Here is an 18,621-nt window from a genome sequence, read left to right on the forward strand (position 1 = left end):
GGTCGCCCGGACGAGAGCTGCGGCCCGCCGTCACTCTTCGCTCTGCGAGCGGTACCACACCAGGTGCTCGAGGATCTCCAGTGTCCGCGTGGTCGAATTGCGGATGCTCTCCAGCATCTCCGGCATGCTGCCGGCCTGTGCTCCGTGCGTCACCTCGAGCGCCGCGAGCTGCGCGTTCTCCACGGTGGAGGCAGCGAGCTCCTTGTAGATCAGGCTTGCGCTCTGATCGAGCCGCAGCGTCGGCCGGCGGGCGCCGTCGATCTCTTCCTGGAAGCGCGCCCGGGCCGCCTCGGCGGTCTTGCGCTCGGTCAAGTCCGAGAAGATCAGCACGAAGCCGAGCACGCGATCATACGGCGCGATCACCGGGTCGGCGCGCACCATCAACGGCCGTTGCGGCGAGGCGCCGCCCGTCAGTGTCAGCTCGCCGCGCCAGCTCCGCTTGTTGCGCATGAGGTCGTCGAGATTGGCGCGGAATTCCGCCGGCGCCGTGCAGTAGCTGCCGAGATCGCGCAGATGCGGGATGTGCGGATGCGGGGCGCGCAGCTGCTGCTCGAACGCTTCGTTCATCAGCAGGATGCGGCCCTCGACATCGGCGATGATGACCGGCTGCTCCGAGCGCAGCACCTGAGCGCTGATCGTGGCGAGCTGGTCCTGCGCGATCACCATGCGGACCGAACGCAGCTGCAGCGCCACGTCGGCGACCGTTTCGCTCACCGCGCGGGCGGAGGCGAGCTCGGCGCTCGACCACGGCTCGGACTTGCCTTCGACCAGCTGATGCCATTTCGCAAACGAGCGCCGCGGCGACAGATCCGACGGATCGTCGCCGATGATGACGGCCTTGAGCGGATCGCCGCCCCAGGTCACCGTCCGGACCTGCTCCGGCCGGAACCACAACAGATACTCGCCCTCGCTCGCCGACAGCGGAGCGGCGATCAAGCCGCTGGCGATCGAGCGGATGTCGGCAAAGGACGGCTCATCGAGCGTCAGCGAGCTGGTCGCCGTCAAGCCCTCGGGGGCTGCTCCCGGAGTGTTGCGCCGGCGATCGAGCCAGGCGGCGAGGTCGCGGATGCGCTGCGTCGACGGGACGTCGCCGGCGGTCGTGACTTGGCCCTCGAACAGCAGCGCCGCGCCGCTGGCACCGAGCGGCTGCAGCAGCGACTGCGAGCCGTCGAACAGCGCGGCCTGCCATTCGCCGTCGCGCGACACCGCTTCGACCAGCCGCTGCTCCAGCCGGCGCACGACCAGCTCGGACTGGCTTTGGGCAAAGCTCTCCAGCGCCGCGATCCGGATCGCGCAGGTCTCGGCCAGCGCCTCGCCTGCCGCGCGAATGTCGAACGGCACGAAGCGCGGCTCATAGTGATGGCAGGCGATCAGTCCCCACAGCCTTCCGCTGACCATCAGCGAGCACACCAGTGTCGCGCCGACACCCATGTTCTGCAGATATTTCTGGTGGATCGGCGACATGCTGCGCAGGCAGCTCAGGGACATGTCGAGATCGCGGCCGTTGAGCGGCGAGATGCGCGGCTGCAGCGGCACAGGCCTGTAGTTGACGTCGACCAGGAGGCGCACCCGGTTGCGCTCGTAGAGCCGGCGCGCGATCTGCGGAATGTCGGACGCCGGATAGCGGTTGCCGAGAAAGGCCTCCAGATCCGGCCGCCGCCGCTCCGACAAAACCTCGCCATGGCCATCTTCGTCGAAGCGATAGACCATGACGCGGTCGTAGCCGGCGATCTCCCTAAAGATGGTCGCCGTCTCGTCGCACAGGCCGAGCAGCGATGAGGCTGAGGTGATGCGGTGGAAGGCGCCGTCGAGCGCAGGCGCGATGTTGGTCGTCTTCGTCGCCGGCTCCAGCTCGACGATCAGCCCGCCATTCGAGGGCCGGTGAAGCGTGCAGTCGACCCGGCGCGGCGGCGCCCCGGCGGTGCATCGCAGGGTCATCGGAGCCAGATGGAGCGGGCTGTTGAGATGCGGCAGGATCTGCAGCGCGAGGTCGCCGCCAAGATCGCGTAACGGACGTCCGACCACGGAGCCAGTGTTGAGGAAGGCGGCCGCATTGGTGCTGGCCTGGATGACGATGTTGTCGGGCTCCTTGACCGCCAGGAGAATGCCGTGCGGCTGGATCGAGCCTGCGAGATGAATCTGTTCACGCTCGCAATCCGCAAGAGTAGCGTGGCCGAAGGCCGGCGTTGTCAGCGGAACGGGCAACTATCTCCCCTTTTCGGTTTCCTCGTCGCTTTCTTCGAGCTGGCTCAGATTATACCGATCGAGCTTGGCGTAAAGACTCTGGCGGCTGAGGCCGAGAATTTCGGCAGCCGACGTCCGGTTCCCGTTGGCGAGCTCGAGCGCAGCGCGGACGTAATGCTGCTCGACGACTTCGACCGTGCTCCTCACCAGGTCGCGCAATGGTGTTTTGCCGACCGATTCGTTGATGCCCGCGAGGGCGACCCGCAGATTGTCATGCTCCGCCGTGGGCGACAACCGCCTGGCGATGTTGCGCAACACCAGGCCAATCCGGCGCTGGCCGTCGAGGCCATGGGCGGCGGCCGAGATCTCGACCTCGGTCTCGGTTCCGAGCTCGCCCTGGATCGTGGTCGACAGCAGCCGGACGGCTCCATGGCGCTCGACGTTGGAGATCAGCACCGAAAGGTCGGCGCCGGGGCGCGTCAGCCACCGGCTGAGCTTCTCGCCGATCAGCGCCTCTTTCGATCCGACCTCGACCAGCTCCAGGAAGGCCCGATTGGCCCGCTTGACGGCACCGGTGCCATCGATGCTGATGACGGCATCGGGAAGATTGTCGATCAGCGCCTCGGGATCGTCGGGCAGCGGACCGGGCTGCGCGGCCTTGCCGATCGGCGCCATCTGCAGCAGGAACATCGGGGCGGTGTCGCTGCTCATCAGCGATCCCCGGAGCATCCAGGGGGCGGTGTCCTGGCCGAGGTGAATCACGATGCCCGGCGCCTTGCCCTGGTCGCGGACGCGCCTCAGCATCAGCTCCACCGGCTCGCGATCCTTTTGCGGGATCTCCTGCAGGAACTCGCGGCCCACCAGATTGTCCCGGCGCCGGCTTGAAACGCCGAGCGCGGCTGCCGCCGTCCGATTCGCTTCGACGATGCGCAGATCTGACACCTTCGTCAGCAGCACAGCCTCGTTGGAATCCTCGATGACCAGGCGGTAGCGCGTCTCGATCTCGCGCAGCTTCCAGTAGTCGCGCTCGATGGTCTGCTGGGCCGAGATCAGCCGGGCCTGGAGCTCCGCGACCGCCTGCAGATTCTTGCCGATCGCCAGCATGCCGGCCCGGCCACCGAGTAGCACGGTGGTGAATTCCATCGGCAGCTCGAGACCGCTCGGGAATCGCTGCGTGATCTGTCGGAACGCGGAAATGCCGGTCCGCCTGGTGTCCTGCATGATGCGCTCGATCTTCTCGCTCGCATCATCGACGATCTCGGACCAGGGACGGCCGAGCCAGATGTCGACATTCTCGGCTGACATGTTCGGCGACAGCGTCGCCTCACGGATCACGCCGTCCATGTCCAGCAGCAATGTCACGTCGGGTCGTGGACCGTGAAACTCGGCCATGGTCTTGGCACCCGTTATCTTGGCACCCTCTTGAGACGCTCGGGGGATCGCGGCCAGTTCATTTGGCGCGCATTTTGAAGGTGTTGCGCCCCATCCCGCTAACGTATTGAGAGTCTTGATAATGTCGTTAGCCCACGCAGGGCGCTCGCTGTCAAGGCTTATTTCAGAGCATCCAGCTTTCGTTGGTATCCCTGCGCTTATTGCATGTTCGAGCTGCGACTTAATCACTCGGGTGAGAATGACAAGATATCATGACACTGATAAATGTAACGATGAGGTCACATGGGCTAACGGAACGACAAATTGGGAGGATGCACATGCTCAAGGCGGGTTTGGTTGCGGCAGTCGTGGTTGCAACGTCGGCAGGCGCCGCATTGGCGCTGGACGGCGGCGACGCTGCGAAGGGCGAACAGGTCTTCAAGCAGTGCATGACCTGCCATCGGATCGGACCGGAGGCGAAGAACGCGGTCGGTCCCGTGCTCACCGGCGTGGTCGGCCGGCCTACCGGGACCTATCCGGGCTTCGCCTATTCTGAGCTGAACAAGCATGCCGGCGAGGCCGGGCTGGTCTGGACCGAGGACAACATCTTCGCATACCTCCCAGATCCCAACGCCTTCCTGAAGAAGTTCCTCACCGACAAGGGCAAAGCGGATCAGGCCACTGGATCGACCAAGATGGTGTTCAAGCTCGCCAACGAGCAGCAGCGCAAGGACGTCATCGCGTATCTGAAGACGTTCTCCGAGAAGAAGTGATCGGTATCGGCCGACCCCTCATCGCCAGCGCTGCCGCAGATCGGCGGCGTTGGCGAGACCCGAGGCCGCCAGACAGCCTGCGAGCCAGAACCAAGGCGCCCCGATCAGCGCGCAGCGCAGCGCCAGCAGCAGGAACACGCCGGCGAGCAGGTTGGGCAGCAGTCCAAGCGGGCTGATGCCGCGGCGGTGCCGCTGCCAGATCCACGCCACGGCGGCGAATTCCACGGCGACCACCGCGAGGATCAGGTCGACCAGATGCGGGCTGCGAAACAGCTCACCCATTGCGCGAGCCGCTAGGCGGCCCTCGCGAGCCCGGTGAGGTGCGCGATGTTCTTGAAGAAGATGCGCACATGCGACAGCGGCTTGGCGCGGACCAATTCCTTGTTCATGTAGGCGTCCCAGGTCAGCTGCTGGACGTCCTTGTCACGGCAGATCGCGACGAAGCGCTCGCGGCGGGCGTCGTTCGTGTACCAGTAGCGCTGCATCATGCCGAGGATGAAGAACACGGCGCCATGCTTGCGCATGAAGGATTTGCGGGCGGTGGCCAGGGCGGCGGCATCGCCGGTCTTCAGGAACAGGGCGACGGCCTGGGCCGCGGCGCGGCCGCCGGCCATCGCGTAGTAGATGCCTTCACCGGAGGCCGGGGCCACCACGCCGGACGCATCGCCGGCCAGCACAACGTCGCGGCCATTGTCCCACCGCGACAGCGGCTTCAGCGGGATCGGCGCGCCTTCGCGGCGGACGGTTTCGAGATCGTCGAGCGCGGCGGCCTTGCGGAATTCGGCGACTGAGCCCCGCAGCGAAAAGCCCTTATGCGCGCTGCCGGTGCCGATGCTGGTGGTCGGTCCGTGCGGAAACACCCAGCTGTAGAAGTCCGGCGACAGCCGGCCGCGATAGACGACATCGCACCGCGCGGCATCGAACACCGGATGGCTGCGGTCCGGCGAGCGGACGATCTCGTGATATGCGAACACGTAGCGCATCTCGCTGGCTTGGGGGATGCACTGGCGCGCCACGGCCGAGACCGCCCCGTCGGCGCCGATCACGGCGCGGGCCCGCACACGGTCCTCGCGCATGCTGCCGTCGTCCATGCGCCTGACATAGTGCACCACCGACTTGCCGTCGTCGTCGCGCGCGATATGGCTGAAGGTCCCGGTGCGGCGGATCGCGCCGTTTGCGGCGGCGCGCGCGCGCAGCCATTCGTCGTAGTGCTCGCGATCGACCATGCCGACGAAGCCGCCGTCGATCGGCATGTCGACGTCTCGGTTGCTCGGCGACACCATGCGGGCGGACGAGATTCGGGCCACCAGCAGATGGTCGGGAATCTCGAACTCGGCGATCAGCCGCGGCGGAATGGCGCCGCCGCACGGCTTGATGCGGCCGGCCTTGTCGAGCAGCAGCACGTGATGACCCTGGCGGGCCAGATCATTGGCGGCGGTGGCGCCGGCGGGACCGCCGCCGACGACCACGACATCAAAGCATTCCGGGCTGGAGGAGGGGCTCATCGGTCATGCTCCCAGATTGGCCGGCTGCGCCGCCAGCGTCGGTGATGGCTCGCGCGGGCGCTTGATCCAGATCGCGAGCCAGGCGGAGAGGACGAACAAGGCCGCTTCGGCGGCGAACACCGCCGCGTAGGCCGAGGCGGTCGTCGGCATGAAATGGCGCGCGGCGTCGGCCGCCGCGGTGCCGACAAAGCCGCCGATGCCGAACGAGATTGCCTGCGAGGCGCCCCACAGGCCCATGCGCGTGCCCTCGCGGTTGTCGCGGCCCTCGCTGACCATGTTCATCATCGCGCCGATCGCGGCGATGGCGTAGACGCCGTTGGTGATGCCGAGCAGCAACACGGACGCGCGCAGTGGCCAGGCCGGGCCGACGGTCGCGGCCGCAACCAGGCTGAGCAGCGCCAGCGCCGAGGCGAGGCAGCCGCCGATGATCCACGGCTGCGGCCGCATCCGCCAATCGGCATGCAGGCTCGCCATCGCCGGCATCAGGATCATGCCGATCAGTGCACCCATGTGTTGCACCGATGAGAGCTGCGTGGTCTGGCCCGGCGTCATGCCGAACACGCTGCCGGCGAACGGCTCCAGGATCAGGTCCTGTGCGCTGTAGGCGAGCATCGAGACGAAGATGAAGATCGCGAAGCGCCGCGCCTGCGGCTCCCGGCAGATCTCGCGGAAGTCTTGCATGAAGCCCGACCGCTCCGCGATGGCGGAGGTCGTCTCGGCAGAGGTGTCGGGCTGCTCGATGCCCCAGACGCCGAGCAGCGTCAGCACCATGGCGATCGCCGACACCGTGCCCGACACCGTCATCAGCCGCTCGCCGGAGAACGGATCGAGCGCCTTGCCGGCCACCGCCGTGGTGACGATGAAGCCTGTGATCATCATGATCCAGGCGATCGAGGCGGCGGCGCTGCGCCGCTCTGGCGCGGTGCGCTTGGCGAGCAGCACCAAGAGCGACGTGCCGGCGGCGCCGACCCCAATGCCGATCATGATGAACGCGATCACTGCGAGCGCCAGGCCGAGGGCGAGGTGGGCCGCCATCAGCGCGGTGGCGGCTGCGGCCAGCAGGCCGCCAGCCGCGAGCACGGCCATGCCGCCGACGATCCAGGCGAAACGACGCCCGCCGACATCGGAGCCGTGGCCGAGCCAGGGCCGCAGCACCTGCATCGCATAGTGGATCGCGACCAGCAGGCCGGGGATCATCGCCGGCAGCGCCAGTTCGATCACCATGACGCGGTTGAGCGTCGAGGTGGTCAGCACCACGACCGCGCCGAGCGCGGTCTGCACCAGGCCGAGTCTGACGATGCCGAACCAGGACAGGGGAGCGGGCGCTGATGTCATCACGACGACATCCCAGCCAGCGCGAACGCCGTGACCAGCATGCCCAGCACGTAGAGCAGCACGCCCGTGCCGTTGTACCAGGGCGCGAGCTCGCGCGGGTTCGTCATCAGCCGCCGCATCAGCACCAGCTGGGCCGCGATCAGCGCAACCACGATGATGGCATGGGCCGGGCGGCTCCAGACAATGAGCAGCGTCAACACCGCAACCTGCGCCAGCGCTATCGTGATGCAGGCGAGGCGCGCGGCGCGCTCGGCGCCGAGCAGCACCGGCAGCGAGTTGACGCCGCTGACGCGGTCGCCGCCGATCGACTTGAAGTCGTTCAGGGTCATGATGCCGTGCGCGCCGGCGCTATACAGCAGGGCGACCGCGAGCACGGGCCAGGACGGCGCCTGCGCGCTCATGATCGCTGCCGCCGTGATCCAGGGCAGGCCTTCGTAGCAGAGGCCGACGGCGCTGTTGCCCCACCAGCCGTTCTGCTTGAGCCGGATCGGCGGCGCGCTGTAGGCCCAGGCCAGCGCGAGGCCAAGCGCCGCAGCAGCAAAGCCCCAGGTGCCGAGCAGGGTGGCGACGCCGAGCGACAGCACCGTCCAGATCAGCGCAATATAGAGACCCCAGCGTCCGGGAATGCGGCCCGACGGGATCGGCCGGTCCGGTTCGTTGAGCGCATCGACATGGCGGTCGAACCAGTCGTTGACGGCCTGGCTGGTGGCGCACACCATCGGCCCGGCGAGCACGAGACCCGCGATCACGACCGGCCAGCGCGGCGCCAGCGGCGCGCCGGACGAGATCACGCCGCAGCCGAACGCCCAGATCGGTGGAAACCAGGTGATCGGTTTCAACAATTCGAGAACGGCCGAGGGATGAAGCCGGGGAGCGAGCGGGACGGGCGCGATCTCGGTCATTGCAACTGTTCCCCCTATTCCAACTGGCTGTCTTCTTCGCTCGGCTCGGCAAGGCCATAGCGCCGCAGCTTGACGTAGAGGCTCTGGCGGCTGAGGCCGAGCATCTCGGCGGCGGTGGCGCGGTTGTCGCCGGTCAGCTTGAGCGCGGTCTCGATGCACATCCGCTCGATCACGTCGGTGGTCTCGCGCACCAGCTCCTTGAGCGGCACGCGACCGATGAGCTCGGCGAGCTGCTCGCGGGAGCGCGGAATATAGCCGTGATCGCCGCCGTCGCCGGAGATGCGCGGGCCGACGTTGCGGATGGTGAAGCCGAGCCGGGCCTGGCCGGGCGCCCCGACCGTGCTGGCGGAGATCTCGACGTCGACCGGCGAGCCGTGCTCGCCGCGGACGACGCTGGAGAACAGCTTCACGCTGCCATGCTGGCGCAGATTGGTCAGCATGACCGAGAAATCGATCGCCGACTTGCCGATCCAGCGGTCGATCGTCTCGCCCATGATCTGGTGCATGTTCTCGATCTGGGCAAGCTGGAGGAAGGTGGCGTTGGCGTGCAGCAGGCGGCCGTCCATGTCGGTGATGACGAAGCCGTCGGGCGCCGATTCGACGAACTGCACGAGCTGGGTGTTGACGTCGGACGTCCTGGGGAGCGCAGGCTGCGACGTCTGCGGCGAGAACCGCAGCAGGAACAGCGACGAGTTGTCCTGCCGGAAGAAGGTGCCGTCGAGCAGATAGTCGCGGCCACCGTCGAGCCGGATCTTGGCGCGTTCGATCTTGCCCTGCGAGCGGATCGCCAGCGACAGGGATTGCGACATCGCCATGTCGTCGAGCAGCAGCACGTCGGGAAACAGCTTGCCGATCAGATTGGCGGCGCCATGGTCGAGCAGGGCGGCCGCGGCCGGATTGGCCTCGACGATGCGATGGCTCACCGCATCGACGATCAGCACCGGCTCGGCCGTGATCTGAAACAGGATCCGGTAGCGCGATTCGGCGTTGCGCATGCGCGAGTAATCGCGCTCGATGGCAACTTGCGCCTCGATCAGCTTCTGCTGGAGCGCGGCGGTGGCGCGCACGTCGCGGCCGAGCGCGATGAAGCGCGCCGCGCCCTTGATCGCCACCACCGCGAACAGGATCGGGATGTCCGGTCCGCGCGCGGCCGGATAACGCACCTCGCGCCAGCGCGACACCTTGCGCTGGGAGGCTTCGGCGAGCAGCAGCTCTGGCTTGGTCTGGCTTTCCTCGGACACTGTTGCTTGCCAGGATCGGCCGATCCACGCGTCTGTGTTTCTCAGTTCAAGCGGCAGGCCGGCTTGTTGAAAAGCCAGGTCCTGAATGTTGCCGTCGGCGTCGAGCGCGAGCGCAATGTCGGACGCCGCGGCCACCAGCATGCCCGCAACATCCGCATTGAGGTCGCCAAGCGACTCTTTCGGAGCTCTGAACGCCCTCACCAACGCCGTTGTCCTCCCAGTCAAGGAGCCTTCGCGCGGCAAGTCTCGTTCCAGCATTCATCTTCACTGCACCCTCAGCTATCGCCGTTCGGTCAGAAGACTGACGACGTGCCGGGCTTGCGAAGCCTCTCTGCTCGGATCGGAGACGACACCGTCGCCGCCGACCAGGAGAACGAGTTCAGGCCGTTCAATAAAAGCAGGACCGCAGACCAGCACGCCGACGTCCTGGTTGGAGGACTCGCGCCGGACCATCCTTATGTTTGAGGCGAGATCGTCAAGCTTCTTGTCGCTGTTGGCGAAGAACTCGACGACGTTGAACCACTGCGAGCGAAGCGTCTCGACGAAGCCGCGATCGGCCGTGTCCGGCTCGATCCAGGTCTCGAAGCCGTCGCGACGGAAGAACTCGCCGGCCAGCACGAGACCGAACATCATGTGGCCCAGCTCGCGCCTGTCGCCCGGCGCCGTGGTCAGCAGCACGCGCAGCCCCGCGGGCGCGACCGAGAGCTCGGCGCAGAAGGCCGAGCTGAAATGCCGCAGCAGCTGCTGCAGCCGCCACAGCGCGAGCGTGACGTCGGCGAAGTCGCGCTCGTCGTCGGCCCACAGATGGCGCAGATGGTTCGCGGTGGGGACCAGGAGATCGAGATAGATGCGTTCCAGGGTCTCGCCGTGATCGCGATGCGCCTGGATGCAGGCCACCGCGCCAACATCGTCCGCATCCAGCACGAGTTCGGCGAAATCAGCCGCCTCCTGCGCCGAGGCCGTGATGATTGCCGGGACGCGTTCGAGCGCGGAGGCATGGGCCATCACGAGCCGCGGAATGATCTCGGCTTCGATCGCGTCGTTGAGTTGGGGGTGACGTGTGTTGCGTAGCGGCGCGATGATGCGCGGCGATGCAGGCGAATGAAAGCCGGGCTGCCCACGCTTCGTCCGAAAGCGGGCTCGCGGAAATCGGGCTGTCTCATTGAGCTCGGTCATAAGCGCCTCCCCTCCATATGAGCGCACGTCACTCGTTGCGTCAATATTATTTGACGTCAATTTTGATTGACACTCTTCCTGCCCAGGTCTAGCGTTTCCCCATCGGGCTCGCACTCGGGGATTTGCGATGCGCCACCTGCGAACTGCACAACGTAGCGCTGATCAGACCGAGTGCGGTGCACCACAAATCCCCCTGTGGTTGTCGTCATCGCATCACTGGGCACCGATGTTGTCAAATCATCTTTACACATGGTGTGACGCTCAGTTCACATCCGCCACCGATCCGTCGCTCTGGAGCCAGCTCTGCTTCACCCCTGAACCGGCGCCGCGTGCAAAGCGGCAAGCGCTTTACACGCCTGAGGAAAAGCGCCGGCGCGACGCCACGCCGTGGACCCTGGTGCAGGGCATTCTGGCGCCGCTGCAATTTCTCGTCTTCCTGATCAGCCTCGGACTCGTGGCGCGCTATCTCGCGACCGGCGAGGGACTCTGGCTCGCGACCGCCTCGGTCGTTCTGAAGACAGCGCTGCTCTACATCATCATGATCACCGGCTCGATCTGGGAGCGGGTCGTGTTCGGACGTTATCTGTTCGCACCGGCCTTCTTCTGGGAGGACGTGTTCTCGATGCTGGTGATCGCGCTGCATACGGCCTATCTGGCCGCGATCATCGGTCATATCGGCGGCGCCCGGCAGCAGATGCTGCTCGTGCTCGCCGCCTACGCCGCCTATGCGATCAACGCCGCGCAATTTCTCCTCAAGCTGCGTGCGGCACGGCTGCAGGACGAGGCGATGGCGCAGGTCGGTGCGGAGCGCGCGTCATGACCATGTCCGCGCAAGCCTGTGCCGTGAAACAACCTGCTTCGCCGGACGGTGTGCTGCGCGAGCGCGGCCAGCGCGAGGTGTTCTGCGGCCTCACCGGCATCGTCTGGCTGCATAGGAAGATCCAGGACGCGTTCTTCCTCGTCGTCGGCTCGCGCACCTGCGCGCATCTGATCCAGTCGGCCGCCGGCGTCATGATCTTCGCCGAGCCGCGCTTCGCCACCGCCATCATGGAGGAGCGCGATCTCGCCGGCCTCGTCGACGCCAATGACGAGCTCGACCGCATCGTCGCGCAGCTGCTGGCGCGTCGGCCCGAGATCAAGCTGCTGTTTCTGGTCGGCTCCTGCCCGTCGGAAGTGATCAAGCTCGACCTGTCACGCGCGGCGCTGCGGCTGTCGCAGCGCTTCTCACCTGATGTGCGCGTGCTCAACTACTCCGGCAGCGGCATCGAGACGACGTTCACGCAAGGCGAGGATGCCTGCCTCGCGTCGCTGGTGCCGGTGCTCCCCGCAGCCGATCGGGCTGCGCGGCCATCGCTGCTGGTGGTCGGCGCGCTCGCCGACGTGGTGGAGGACCAGTTCAGGCGGACCTTTGCGGCAATCGGCGTCGACCAGGTCTCCTTCCTGCCGCCGCGCCGCTCCTCGGAGCTGCCCGCGATCGGCCCCGAGACGCGCGTGCTGCTGGCGCAGCCCTTCCTCGGCGACACCGCGCGTGCGCTCGAGGAGCGCGGTTGCCGCCGCATCGCTGCGCCATTTCCGCTCGGCGGCGAAGGCACCGCGCTGTGGCTCGCAGCCGCCGCCGACGCCTTCGGTGTCTCTCGCCCCCATGTCGAGCGGACCATCGCGCCGCTGAAGGCGCGGGCCGAGCGCGCGCTGGCGCGCTACCGCGCGCAGCTCGCCGGCAAGCGCGTCTTCCTGTTTCCGGACTCCCAGATCGAGATCCCGCTGGCGCGTTTCCTGACGCGCGAGATCGGCATGGAGCTGGTCGAGGTCGGCACGCCCTATCTGCACCGCGATCATCTCGCCTCCGAGCTGGCGCTGCTGCCTGATGGCACCCAGCTCAGCGAAGGCCAGGACGTCGAGCGCCAGCTCGACCGTTGCCGCGCCGCGCGGCCCGATCTCGTCGTGTGCGGGCTCGGCCTCGCCAATCCGCTGGAGGCCGAGGGTCTCACGACCAAATGGTCGATCGAGCTGATCTTCACGCCGATTCAGGGGTTTGAGCAGGCCGGCGATCTCGCCGAGCTGTTCGCGCGGCCCTTGCTGCGGCAAACCCGACTGGCGGTGTGAGATGCAGCTGTCGGTCTGGACCTATGAAGGACCTCCGCACATCGGCGCGATGCGCATCGCGACCGCGATGCGCGACGTGCACTACGTGCTGCACGCGCCGCAGGGCGACACCTACGCCGATCTCCTGTTCACGATGATCGAGCGCCGCGACCGCCGCCCGCCGGTCACCTACACCACGTTCCAGGCGCGCGATCTCGGCGGCGACACTGCGGATCTGCTTCAGAGCGCGGTGCGCGCCGCTTACGAGCGCTTCCAGCCGCAGGCGATGCTGGTCGGCGCGTCCTGCACGGCCGAGCTGATCCAGGATGATCCCGGCGGGCTCGCGCAGGCCTTGAAGCTTCCCATTCCGGTGATCCCGCTCGAGCTGCCGGCCTATCAGCGCAAGGAGAATTGGGGCGCCTCGGAAACGCTCTACCGGATTGTACGGGCGTTGGCTGCGTCTTCCGCTGATGGCTCCCCCCGCCGTGAAAGGAAGACAGGCGCCCGTCCAGTCTGCAACCTGCTTGGTCCGACGGCTCTCGGCTTCCGTCACCGCGACGACCTCGCGGAAGTGACCAGGCAGGTTGTGGAGCTCGGCATCGAGATCAACGTCGTCGCGCCGTGGAACGCGACGCCGGCCGATCTCGCCCGCCTTCCCGACGCCGATTTCAACATCGTGCTGTATCCCGAGATCGCGCTGACGACGGCGCAATGGCTCAATCGCCAGTTCGGCCAGCCTTTCACGCGCACGATCCCGATCGGCGTCGGCGCGACGCGCGACTTCATTGCGGAGGTCGCAGGCCTCGCCGGCGTCGATGCCGCGCCGGTGCTGGCGCGCAGCGAGAGCCGGCTGCCGTGGTACTCGCGCTCGGTCGATTCGACCTATCTCACCGGCAAGCGCGTCTTCATCTTCGGCGACGCGACCCATGCGGTCGCCGCGGCGCGCGTCGCGACGCAGGAGCTCGGCTTCGAGGTCGTCGGCCTCGGCACCTATGCCCGCGAGTTCGCCCGCGAGATCCGCGAAGCCGCCGCGATCTACGGCGTGGAGCCGCTGATCACGGATGATTACCTGGAGGTCGAGGCCCGCGTCGGCGAGCTGCGGCCCGAGCTCGTGCTTGGCACGCAGATGGAGCGTCACATCGCCAAGCGGCTCGGCATTCCCTGCGCCGTGATCTCCTCGCCGTGCCACGTGCAGGATTTTCCCGCGCGCTATTCGCCGCAGATGGGCTTCGAAGGCGCCAACGTGCTGTTCGACACCTGGGTGCATCCTTTGATGATGGGCCTGGAGGAGCATCTGCTCGGCATGTTCCGCGAGGACCATGAATTCGCCGATCACGCGCCGTCGCATCTCGGCGCAGCACCGGCCGCGCCGCCGCAGCAGCCGCAGCTGCGCGTCGTCGAAACCAACGTCACCACCGAGCTTGCCTGGGCGTCCGACGCCGAGCGCGAACTGACCAAGATCCCCTTCTTCGTGCGCGGCAAGGCCCGCCGCAACACCGAACGATTCGCGCGCGAGCGCAACGTCAACCTGATCACGCTCGAGACCTTGTACGATGCCAAAGCGCATTTCGGTCGCTGACGTCACACCCATCCGGGTGGTGATCGTGACGATGGACAGCCATCTCGCCTCGGCTGCCGTGCGCGCGCGCACGGCGTTGCAGGCGGAGCTGCCCGGGCTCGATCTGAAGGTGCATGCGGCCGACGAGTGGGGCTGCAATCCGACCGCGCTCGAACATTGCCTTGCCGATATCGCCACCGGCGACATCGTCGTCGCCACGATGCTGTTCATGGAGGATCACATCCAGCCGGTGCTGCCGGCGTTGCAGGCGCGCCGCGACCAATGCGACGCCATGATCGGCTGCCTCTCGGCCGGCGAGGTGGTGCGCCTGACCCGGCTCGGCAAGCTGACGATGTCGGGCTCCGCCACCGGCGTGCTCGGCCTCTTGAAGCGGCTGCGCGGCAGCAACCGTTCCGGCAATTCCAGCGGCCAGGGCCAGATGAAGATGCTGCAGCGGATGCCGCGTCTGTTGCGCTACATCCCCGGCACCGCGCAGGACCTGCGCGCCTACTTCCTCACGCTGCAATATTGGCTCGCCGGCTCCGAGCAGAACTTTGCGAACATGGTGCGCTTCCTGGTCGGCCGCTACGCCGACGGCCCGCGCGCCGCGCTGCGTGGCGAGACCAACGCGGCCGAGCCGGTGACCTATCCGGATGTCGGCCTCTATCATCCGCGGCTGTCGCCGCGGATCATCGAGCGCGCCGACCAGTTGCCGGCCCTGGCGAAGCCGGCCGGCCGCGTCGGCGTGATCTTGATGCGCTCCTATCTGCTCGCCGCCAACACCGCGCATTATGACGGCGTGATCGCAGCGCTGGAGGCGCGCGGGCTTGCGGTCATTCCGGTGTTCGCCTGCGGGCTGGACTCGCGCCCGGCGATCGAGCGCTATTTCCAGAAGGACGGCGTTGCCACCGTCGATGCCGTGATCTCGCTCACCGGTTTCTCGCTGGTCGGCGGCCCCGCCTACAATGACGCGCGCGCCGCGGAAGAGGTGATGGCCGGCCTCGACGTGCCGCTGATCGCGGCGCATCCGCTCGAATTCCAGACCGTCGAGCAGTGGCGCGATGACGCGCGCGGGCTGACGCCCGTCGAAGCCACCATGATGGTCGCGATTCCCGAGCTCGACGGCGCCGTCGGCCCGACCGTGTTCGGCGGCCGCTCGGCGGTGGCCGATGCCGGCCGCGACATGGCCTCGCTGCCGGAGCGCGCGGCGCAACTCGCCGCGCGTGTGGCCAGGCTCGTCGAGCTGCGCCGCTCCGCGCGCGCCGAACGGAAGCTCGGCGTGGTGTTGTTCAACTTCCCGCCGAACGGTGGCAGCGCCGGCACCGCCGCCTATCTCTCGGTGTTCGAGTCGCTGCACAATGTGATGAATTCGCTCCGCGCGGCGGGCTACACGATCGACGTCCCCGACACCGTGGACGCGCTGCGCGCACGTGTGCTCAAGGGCAATGCCGAGCGCTTCGGCACCGCCGCCAACGTCGCGGCGCGCATCCCGGTGGATCAGCATGTCCGGCGCGAGCGCCACCTCGCCGAGATCGAGAAGCAGTGGGGGCCGGCGCCCGGCCGTCACCAGACCGATGGCGCCAGCCTCCTCGTGCTGGGCGAGCAGTTCGGCAATCTGTTCGTCGGCCTGCAGCCGGCGTTCGGCTACGAAGGCGATCCGATGCGGCTGCTGTTCGAGCGCAGCTTTGCGCCGACGCATGCGTTTGCGGCGTTCTATCGCTGGCTGCGCGAGGATTTCCTTGCCCACGCCGTGCTGCATTTCGGCACCCATGGCGCGCTCGAATTCATGCCGGGCAAGCAGGCCGGGCTGTCCGCGGAATGCTGGCCGGAGCGTCTGATCGGCGACCTGCCGAACTTCTACATCTACGCGTCCAACAACCCGTCCGAGGGCGCTCTGGCGAAGCGGCGTGGCGGTGCCACCCTGATCAGCTATCTCACGCCCTCGATCACCAGCGCCGGCCTCTACAAGGGGCTCGCCGATCTGAAATCCTCGCTCGACGCCTGGCGCAATCTGTCGCCGGACGCGACCGAGCAGGTAAGGGGCGACAGCGCGGCGCTGATCCAGGCGCAGGCGGCGGCGGTCGATCTTGCCGCGGCCGAGCCGCTGTGGGGCGACGAGCGCGATGCCAGCATCGGCGCGCTGTCCGCGAGCGTGCTGGAGCTGGAATACTCGCTGATCCCACACGGCCTGCACATCGTCGGCGCGCCGCCGCCCGAGGGGCAGCGGACCGAGCTGCTCGACCTCGCCGGCATCGCCGATCCGGCCAAGCGTGCCGAGCTCGACAGGATGCTCGCCACCGACAGCGAGACGCCCGCGATCCTGCACGCGCTCGACGGCGGCTATATCCGTCCGGTGCCCGGCGGCGATCTGCTGCGCAACACCGACGTGCTGCCCACCGGGCGCAACCTGCATGGTTTCGATCCCTTCCGCATCCCCAGCGCCTTCGCGCTCAAGGATGCCGAGCGCCAGGTCGCGCGGCTGCTCGCCCGCCATGCAGGTGAAGGCCACAAGCTGCCTGAGACAATCGCGCTGGTGCTGTGGGGCACCGACAATCTCAAGACCGAGGGCGGGCCGATCGCGCAGGCGCTGTGGCTGATGGGCGCCGAGCCACGCCATGACAGCTATGGCCGCCTCTGCGGCGCGAAGCTGATCCCGCTGGAGCAGTTGGGCCGCCCGCGCATCGATGTCGTCATCACTCTCTCGGGCATCTTCCGCGACCTGATGCCGTTGCAGACCAAGTTGCTCGCCGAAGCAGCGCTGCTTGCGGCGTCCGCCGACGAGCCGGCCGACATGAATTACGTGCGCAAGCACGCGGTCGCGTTCCAGGCCGCGCATGGCGGCGAGCTGGCGGATGCGTCGCTGCGTGTGTTCGGCAATGCCGAGGGCGCCTATGGCGCCAACGTCAACCACCTGATCGATTGCGGCGCCTGGACCGATGAGGACGAACTCGCCGACGTCTACACACGGCGCAAGGGCTTTGCCTACGGCACCGACGGACGCCCTGTCCGGCGCGACGCGTTGCTCGGCCATGTGCTGGCCGGCGTCGATGCGGCCTATCAGAACGTCGACTCGGTCGAGCTCGGCGTCACCACGATCGACCATTATTTCGATACGCTCGGCGGCATCAGCCGCGCGGTGAAGCGCGCCAAGGGCGAGGCGGCACCGGTCTATATCGGCGACCAGACCCGCGGCGAAGGCACGGTGCGCACGCTGTCGGAGCAGGTGGCGCTGGAGACCCGTACCCGCACGCTCAATCCGAAATGGTACGAGGCGCTGCTCGCCCACGGCTATGAGGGCGTGCGCCAGATCGAGTCGCATGTGACCAACACCGTCGGCTGGTCGGCCACCACGGGCCAGGTCGCGCCCTGGGTCTATCAGCAGATCACGACGACCTTCGTGCTCGACCCCGCGATGCGCGAGCGGCTTGCCTCGCTCAATCCGGCCGCGTCGGCGAAGATCGCCAACCGACTGATCGAGGCGCATGAGCGCAATTACTGGACCCCGGACCCTGACATGCTCGACGTGCTGCGCAAGGCGGGGGAAGAGCTCGAAGATCGCCTCGAAGGCGTGGGAGTTGCCGCATGAACGTGACATTACGACCGCCGCTGACGACCGCGCCGCGACGCCCCGACGGGGCCGGCAGCGTGCAGGTGCAGCTCGATCCGAACGTCGTCATCGACACCGCGAAGGTGTTCTCGGTGTATGGCAAGGGCGGCATCGGCAAGAGCACGACGTCGTCGAACCTCTCGGTCGCGCTGTCCAAGCTCGGCAAGCGCGTGCTGCAGATCGGCTGCGATCCCAAGCACGACTCCACCTTCACTTTGACCAAGCGGCTGGTACCGACGGTCATCGACATTCTCGAGCAGGTCAATTTCCACGCCGAGGAGCTGCGCCCGGAGGACTTCGTCTACCAGGGTTATAACGGCGTGATGTGCGTCGAGGCGGGCGGGCCGCCGGCCGGCACCGGCTGCGGCGGCTACGTCGTCGGCCAGACCGTCAAGCTGCTCAAGGAACACCATCTGCTCGAAGACACCGACGTCGTGATCTTCGACGTGCTCGGCGACGTCGTCTGCGGCGGCTTCGCAGCGCCCTTGCAGCACGCCGACCGTGCGCTGATCGTGGCTGCGAACGACTTCGACTCGATCTTCGCGATGAACCGCATCGTCGCCGCGATCCAGGCCAAGTCGCGCAACTATCCGGTGCGGCTCGGCGGCGTGATCGCCAACCGTAGCGCCGCGACGGACCAGATCGACAAGTTCAACGAGCGGGCCGGATTGAGGACGGTGGCGCACTTCCCCGATCTCGACGTCATCAGAAAGAGCCGGCTGAAGAAGTGCACGCTGTTCGAGATGGAGGCCTCGCCCGACGTCGAGCGCGCCCAGAACGAGTATCTGCGCCTCGCCGCCTCGCTGCTCGCCGGCAGCGAGCCGATGCAGGCGGTGCCGCTCAAGGACCGCGACATCTTCGATCTCCTTGGTTTCGATTGAGTAGGG

At 67.3% G+C, this 18,621-nt stretch carries 14 protein-coding genes; 6 read left to right on the forward strand and 8 right to left on the reverse strand.

Going from position 1 to position 18,621, the window contains the following annotated elements; all coding sequences use genetic code 11:
- Positions 1 to 30: 30 nt before the first annotated feature.
- Together QW887_RS06675 and ppsR (QW887_RS06680) are read right to left on the reverse strand one after the other, a co-directional pair.
- Entirely contained in the window at positions 31 to 2,205 is a 2,175-nt protein-coding gene (locus QW887_RS06675) for a GAF domain-containing protein (RefSeq protein ID WP_315714310.1), read from the reverse strand.
- Positions 2,206 to 3,576: a transcriptional regulator PpsR gene (gene ppsR, locus QW887_RS06680; protein ID WP_315714311.1), complete on the reverse strand. Its 1,371-nt coding sequence runs from the start codon at positions 3,574 to 3,576 to the stop codon at positions 2,206 to 2,208.
- A gap of 317 nt (positions 3,577 to 3,893) precedes the next feature.
- Between ppsR (QW887_RS06680) and QW887_RS06685 the strand changes: the two genes are divergently transcribed.
- Positions 3,894 to 4,328, forward strand: coding sequence for a c-type cytochrome (locus QW887_RS06685; protein WP_316172524.1), 435 nt, complete (start codon positions 3,894 to 3,896; stop codon positions 4,326 to 4,328).
- Positions 4,329 to 4,346: 18 nt separating this feature from the next.
- Here QW887_RS06685 and QW887_RS06690 read toward each other — a convergent pair whose 3' ends face one another.
- From QW887_RS06690 to QW887_RS06715, 6 genes are all read right to left on the reverse strand, one after another.
- Positions 4,347 to 4,610: a hypothetical protein gene (locus tag QW887_RS06690; protein WP_315714313.1), complete on the reverse strand. Its 264-nt coding sequence runs from the start codon at positions 4,608 to 4,610 to the stop codon at positions 4,347 to 4,349.
- An 11-nt stretch (positions 4,611 to 4,621) separates the two neighbouring features.
- Positions 4,622 to 5,833 carry a geranylgeranyl diphosphate reductase gene (locus QW887_RS06695; protein WP_316166569.1) on the reverse strand — a complete coding sequence of 404 codons (1,212 nt, stop codon included), beginning with the start codon at positions 5,831 to 5,833 and terminating at the stop codon, positions 4,622 to 4,624.
- A gap of 3 nt (positions 5,834 to 5,836) precedes the next feature.
- A complete protein-coding gene (locus tag QW887_RS06700; protein ID WP_316194288.1) occupies positions 5,837 to 7,168 on the reverse strand; it encodes a BCD family MFS transporter in 1,332 nt (443 codons plus the stop codon).
- Entirely contained in the window at positions 7,168 to 8,070 is a 903-nt protein-coding gene (chlG, locus tag QW887_RS06705) for a chlorophyll synthase ChlG (RefSeq protein WP_316194289.1), read from the reverse strand. The genes QW887_RS06700 and chlG overlap by 1 nt, the downstream gene beginning before the upstream one ends.
- A 14-nt stretch (positions 8,071 to 8,084) precedes the next feature.
- Positions 8,085 to 9,452: a transcriptional regulator PpsR gene (gene ppsR, locus QW887_RS06710; RefSeq protein ID WP_316194290.1), complete on the reverse strand. Its 1,368-nt coding sequence runs from the start codon at positions 9,450 to 9,452 to the stop codon at positions 8,085 to 8,087.
- 138 nt (positions 9,453 to 9,590) lie between these two features.
- The gene (locus QW887_RS06715) at positions 9,591 to 10,487 is read right to left on the reverse strand and encodes a B12-binding domain-containing protein (RefSeq protein WP_315714318.1); all 897 of its coding nucleotides are present in this window, start codon (positions 10,485 to 10,487) and stop codon (positions 9,591 to 9,593) included.
- Between the two features lie 229 nt (positions 10,488 to 10,716).
- Between QW887_RS06715 and bchF the strand changes: the two genes are divergently transcribed.
- Genes bchF through bchL form a run of 5 tightly spaced genes read left to right on the forward strand, consistent with a single transcriptional unit; the run spans position 10,717 to position 18,615 of the window.
- Positions 10,717 to 11,307: a 2-vinyl bacteriochlorophyllide hydratase gene (gene bchF, locus QW887_RS06720; protein ID WP_316194291.1), complete on the forward strand. Its 591-nt coding sequence runs from the start codon at positions 10,717 to 10,719 to the stop codon at positions 11,305 to 11,307.
- Between the two features lie 2 nt (positions 11,308 to 11,309).
- Entirely contained in the window at positions 11,310 to 12,590 is a 1,281-nt protein-coding gene (locus tag QW887_RS06725) for a ferredoxin:protochlorophyllide reductase (ATP-dependent) subunit N (protein ID WP_410052604.1), read from the forward strand.
- Position 12,591: 1 nt separating this feature from the next.
- Positions 12,592 to 14,148: a ferredoxin:protochlorophyllide reductase (ATP-dependent) subunit B gene (gene bchB / locus QW887_RS06730; RefSeq protein ID WP_316194293.1), complete on the forward strand. Its 1,557-nt coding sequence runs from the start codon at positions 12,592 to 12,594 to the stop codon at positions 14,146 to 14,148.
- The gene (locus QW887_RS06735; RefSeq protein WP_316194294.1) at positions 14,123 to 17,713 is read left to right on the forward strand and encodes a magnesium chelatase subunit H; all 3,591 of its coding nucleotides are present in this window, start codon (positions 14,123 to 14,125) and stop codon (positions 17,711 to 17,713) included. The genes bchB and QW887_RS06735 overlap by 26 nt, the downstream gene beginning before the upstream one ends.
- Complete coding sequence (bchL, locus tag QW887_RS06740; protein WP_315714321.1) at positions 17,710 to 18,615, forward strand: ferredoxin:protochlorophyllide reductase (ATP-dependent) iron-sulfur ATP-binding protein; 906 nt, start codon at positions 17,710 to 17,712, stop codon at positions 18,613 to 18,615. The genes QW887_RS06735 and bchL overlap by 4 nt, the downstream gene beginning before the upstream one ends.
- Positions 18,616 to 18,621 lie beyond the last annotated feature (6 nt).

The organism is Bradyrhizobium sp. SZCCHNRI3052 (assembly GCF_032484895.1).
In the GTDB taxonomy this organism is placed as follows: Bacteria; Pseudomonadota; Alphaproteobacteria; order Rhizobiales; family Xanthobacteraceae; genus Bradyrhizobium.

Excerpts from the sequence above, each read along its gene's own strand:
- QW887_RS06715 (WP_315714318.1), bottom strand. The coding sequence starts at position 10,487 with ATGACCGAGCTCAATGAGACAGCCCGATTTCCGCGAGCCCGCTTTCGG.
- QW887_RS06695 (WP_316166569.1), bottom strand. The coding sequence starts at position 5,833 with ATGAGCCCCTCCTCCAGCCCGGAATGCTTTGATGTCGTGGTCGTCGGC.
- bchB (WP_316194293.1), top strand. The coding sequence starts at position 12,592 with ATGCAGCTGTCGGTCTGGACCTATGAAGGACCTCCGCACATCGGCGCG.
- chlG (WP_316194289.1), bottom strand. The coding sequence starts at position 8,070 with ATGACCGAGATCGCGCCCGTCCCGCTCGCTCCCCGGCTTCATCCCTCG.
- QW887_RS06685 (WP_316172524.1), top strand. The coding sequence starts at position 3,894 with ATGCTCAAGGCGGGTTTGGTTGCGGCAGTCGTGGTTGCAACGTCGGCA.
- QW887_RS06725 (WP_410052604.1), top strand. The coding sequence starts at position 11,310 with ATGTCCGCGCAAGCCTGTGCCGTGAAACAACCTGCTTCGCCGGACGGT.
- QW887_RS06735 (WP_316194294.1), top strand. The coding sequence starts at position 14,123 with ATGCCAAAGCGCATTTCGGTCGCTGACGTCACACCCATCCGGGTGGTG.
- QW887_RS06700 (WP_316194288.1), bottom strand. The coding sequence starts at position 7,168 with ATGACATCAGCGCCCGCTCCCCTGTCCTGGTTCGGCATCGTCAGACTC.
- QW887_RS06690 (WP_315714313.1), bottom strand. The coding sequence starts at position 4,610 with ATGGGTGAGCTGTTTCGCAGCCCGCATCTGGTCGACCTGATCCTCGCG.
- ppsR (WP_315714311.1), bottom strand. The coding sequence starts at position 3,576 with ATGGCCGAGTTTCACGGTCCACGACCCGACGTGACATTGCTGCTGGAC.
- bchL (WP_315714321.1), top strand. The coding sequence starts at position 17,710 with ATGAACGTGACATTACGACCGCCGCTGACGACCGCGCCGCGACGCCCC.
- ppsR (WP_316194290.1), bottom strand. The coding sequence starts at position 9,452 with ATGCTGGTGGCCGCGGCGTCCGACATTGCGCTCGCGCTCGACGCCGAC.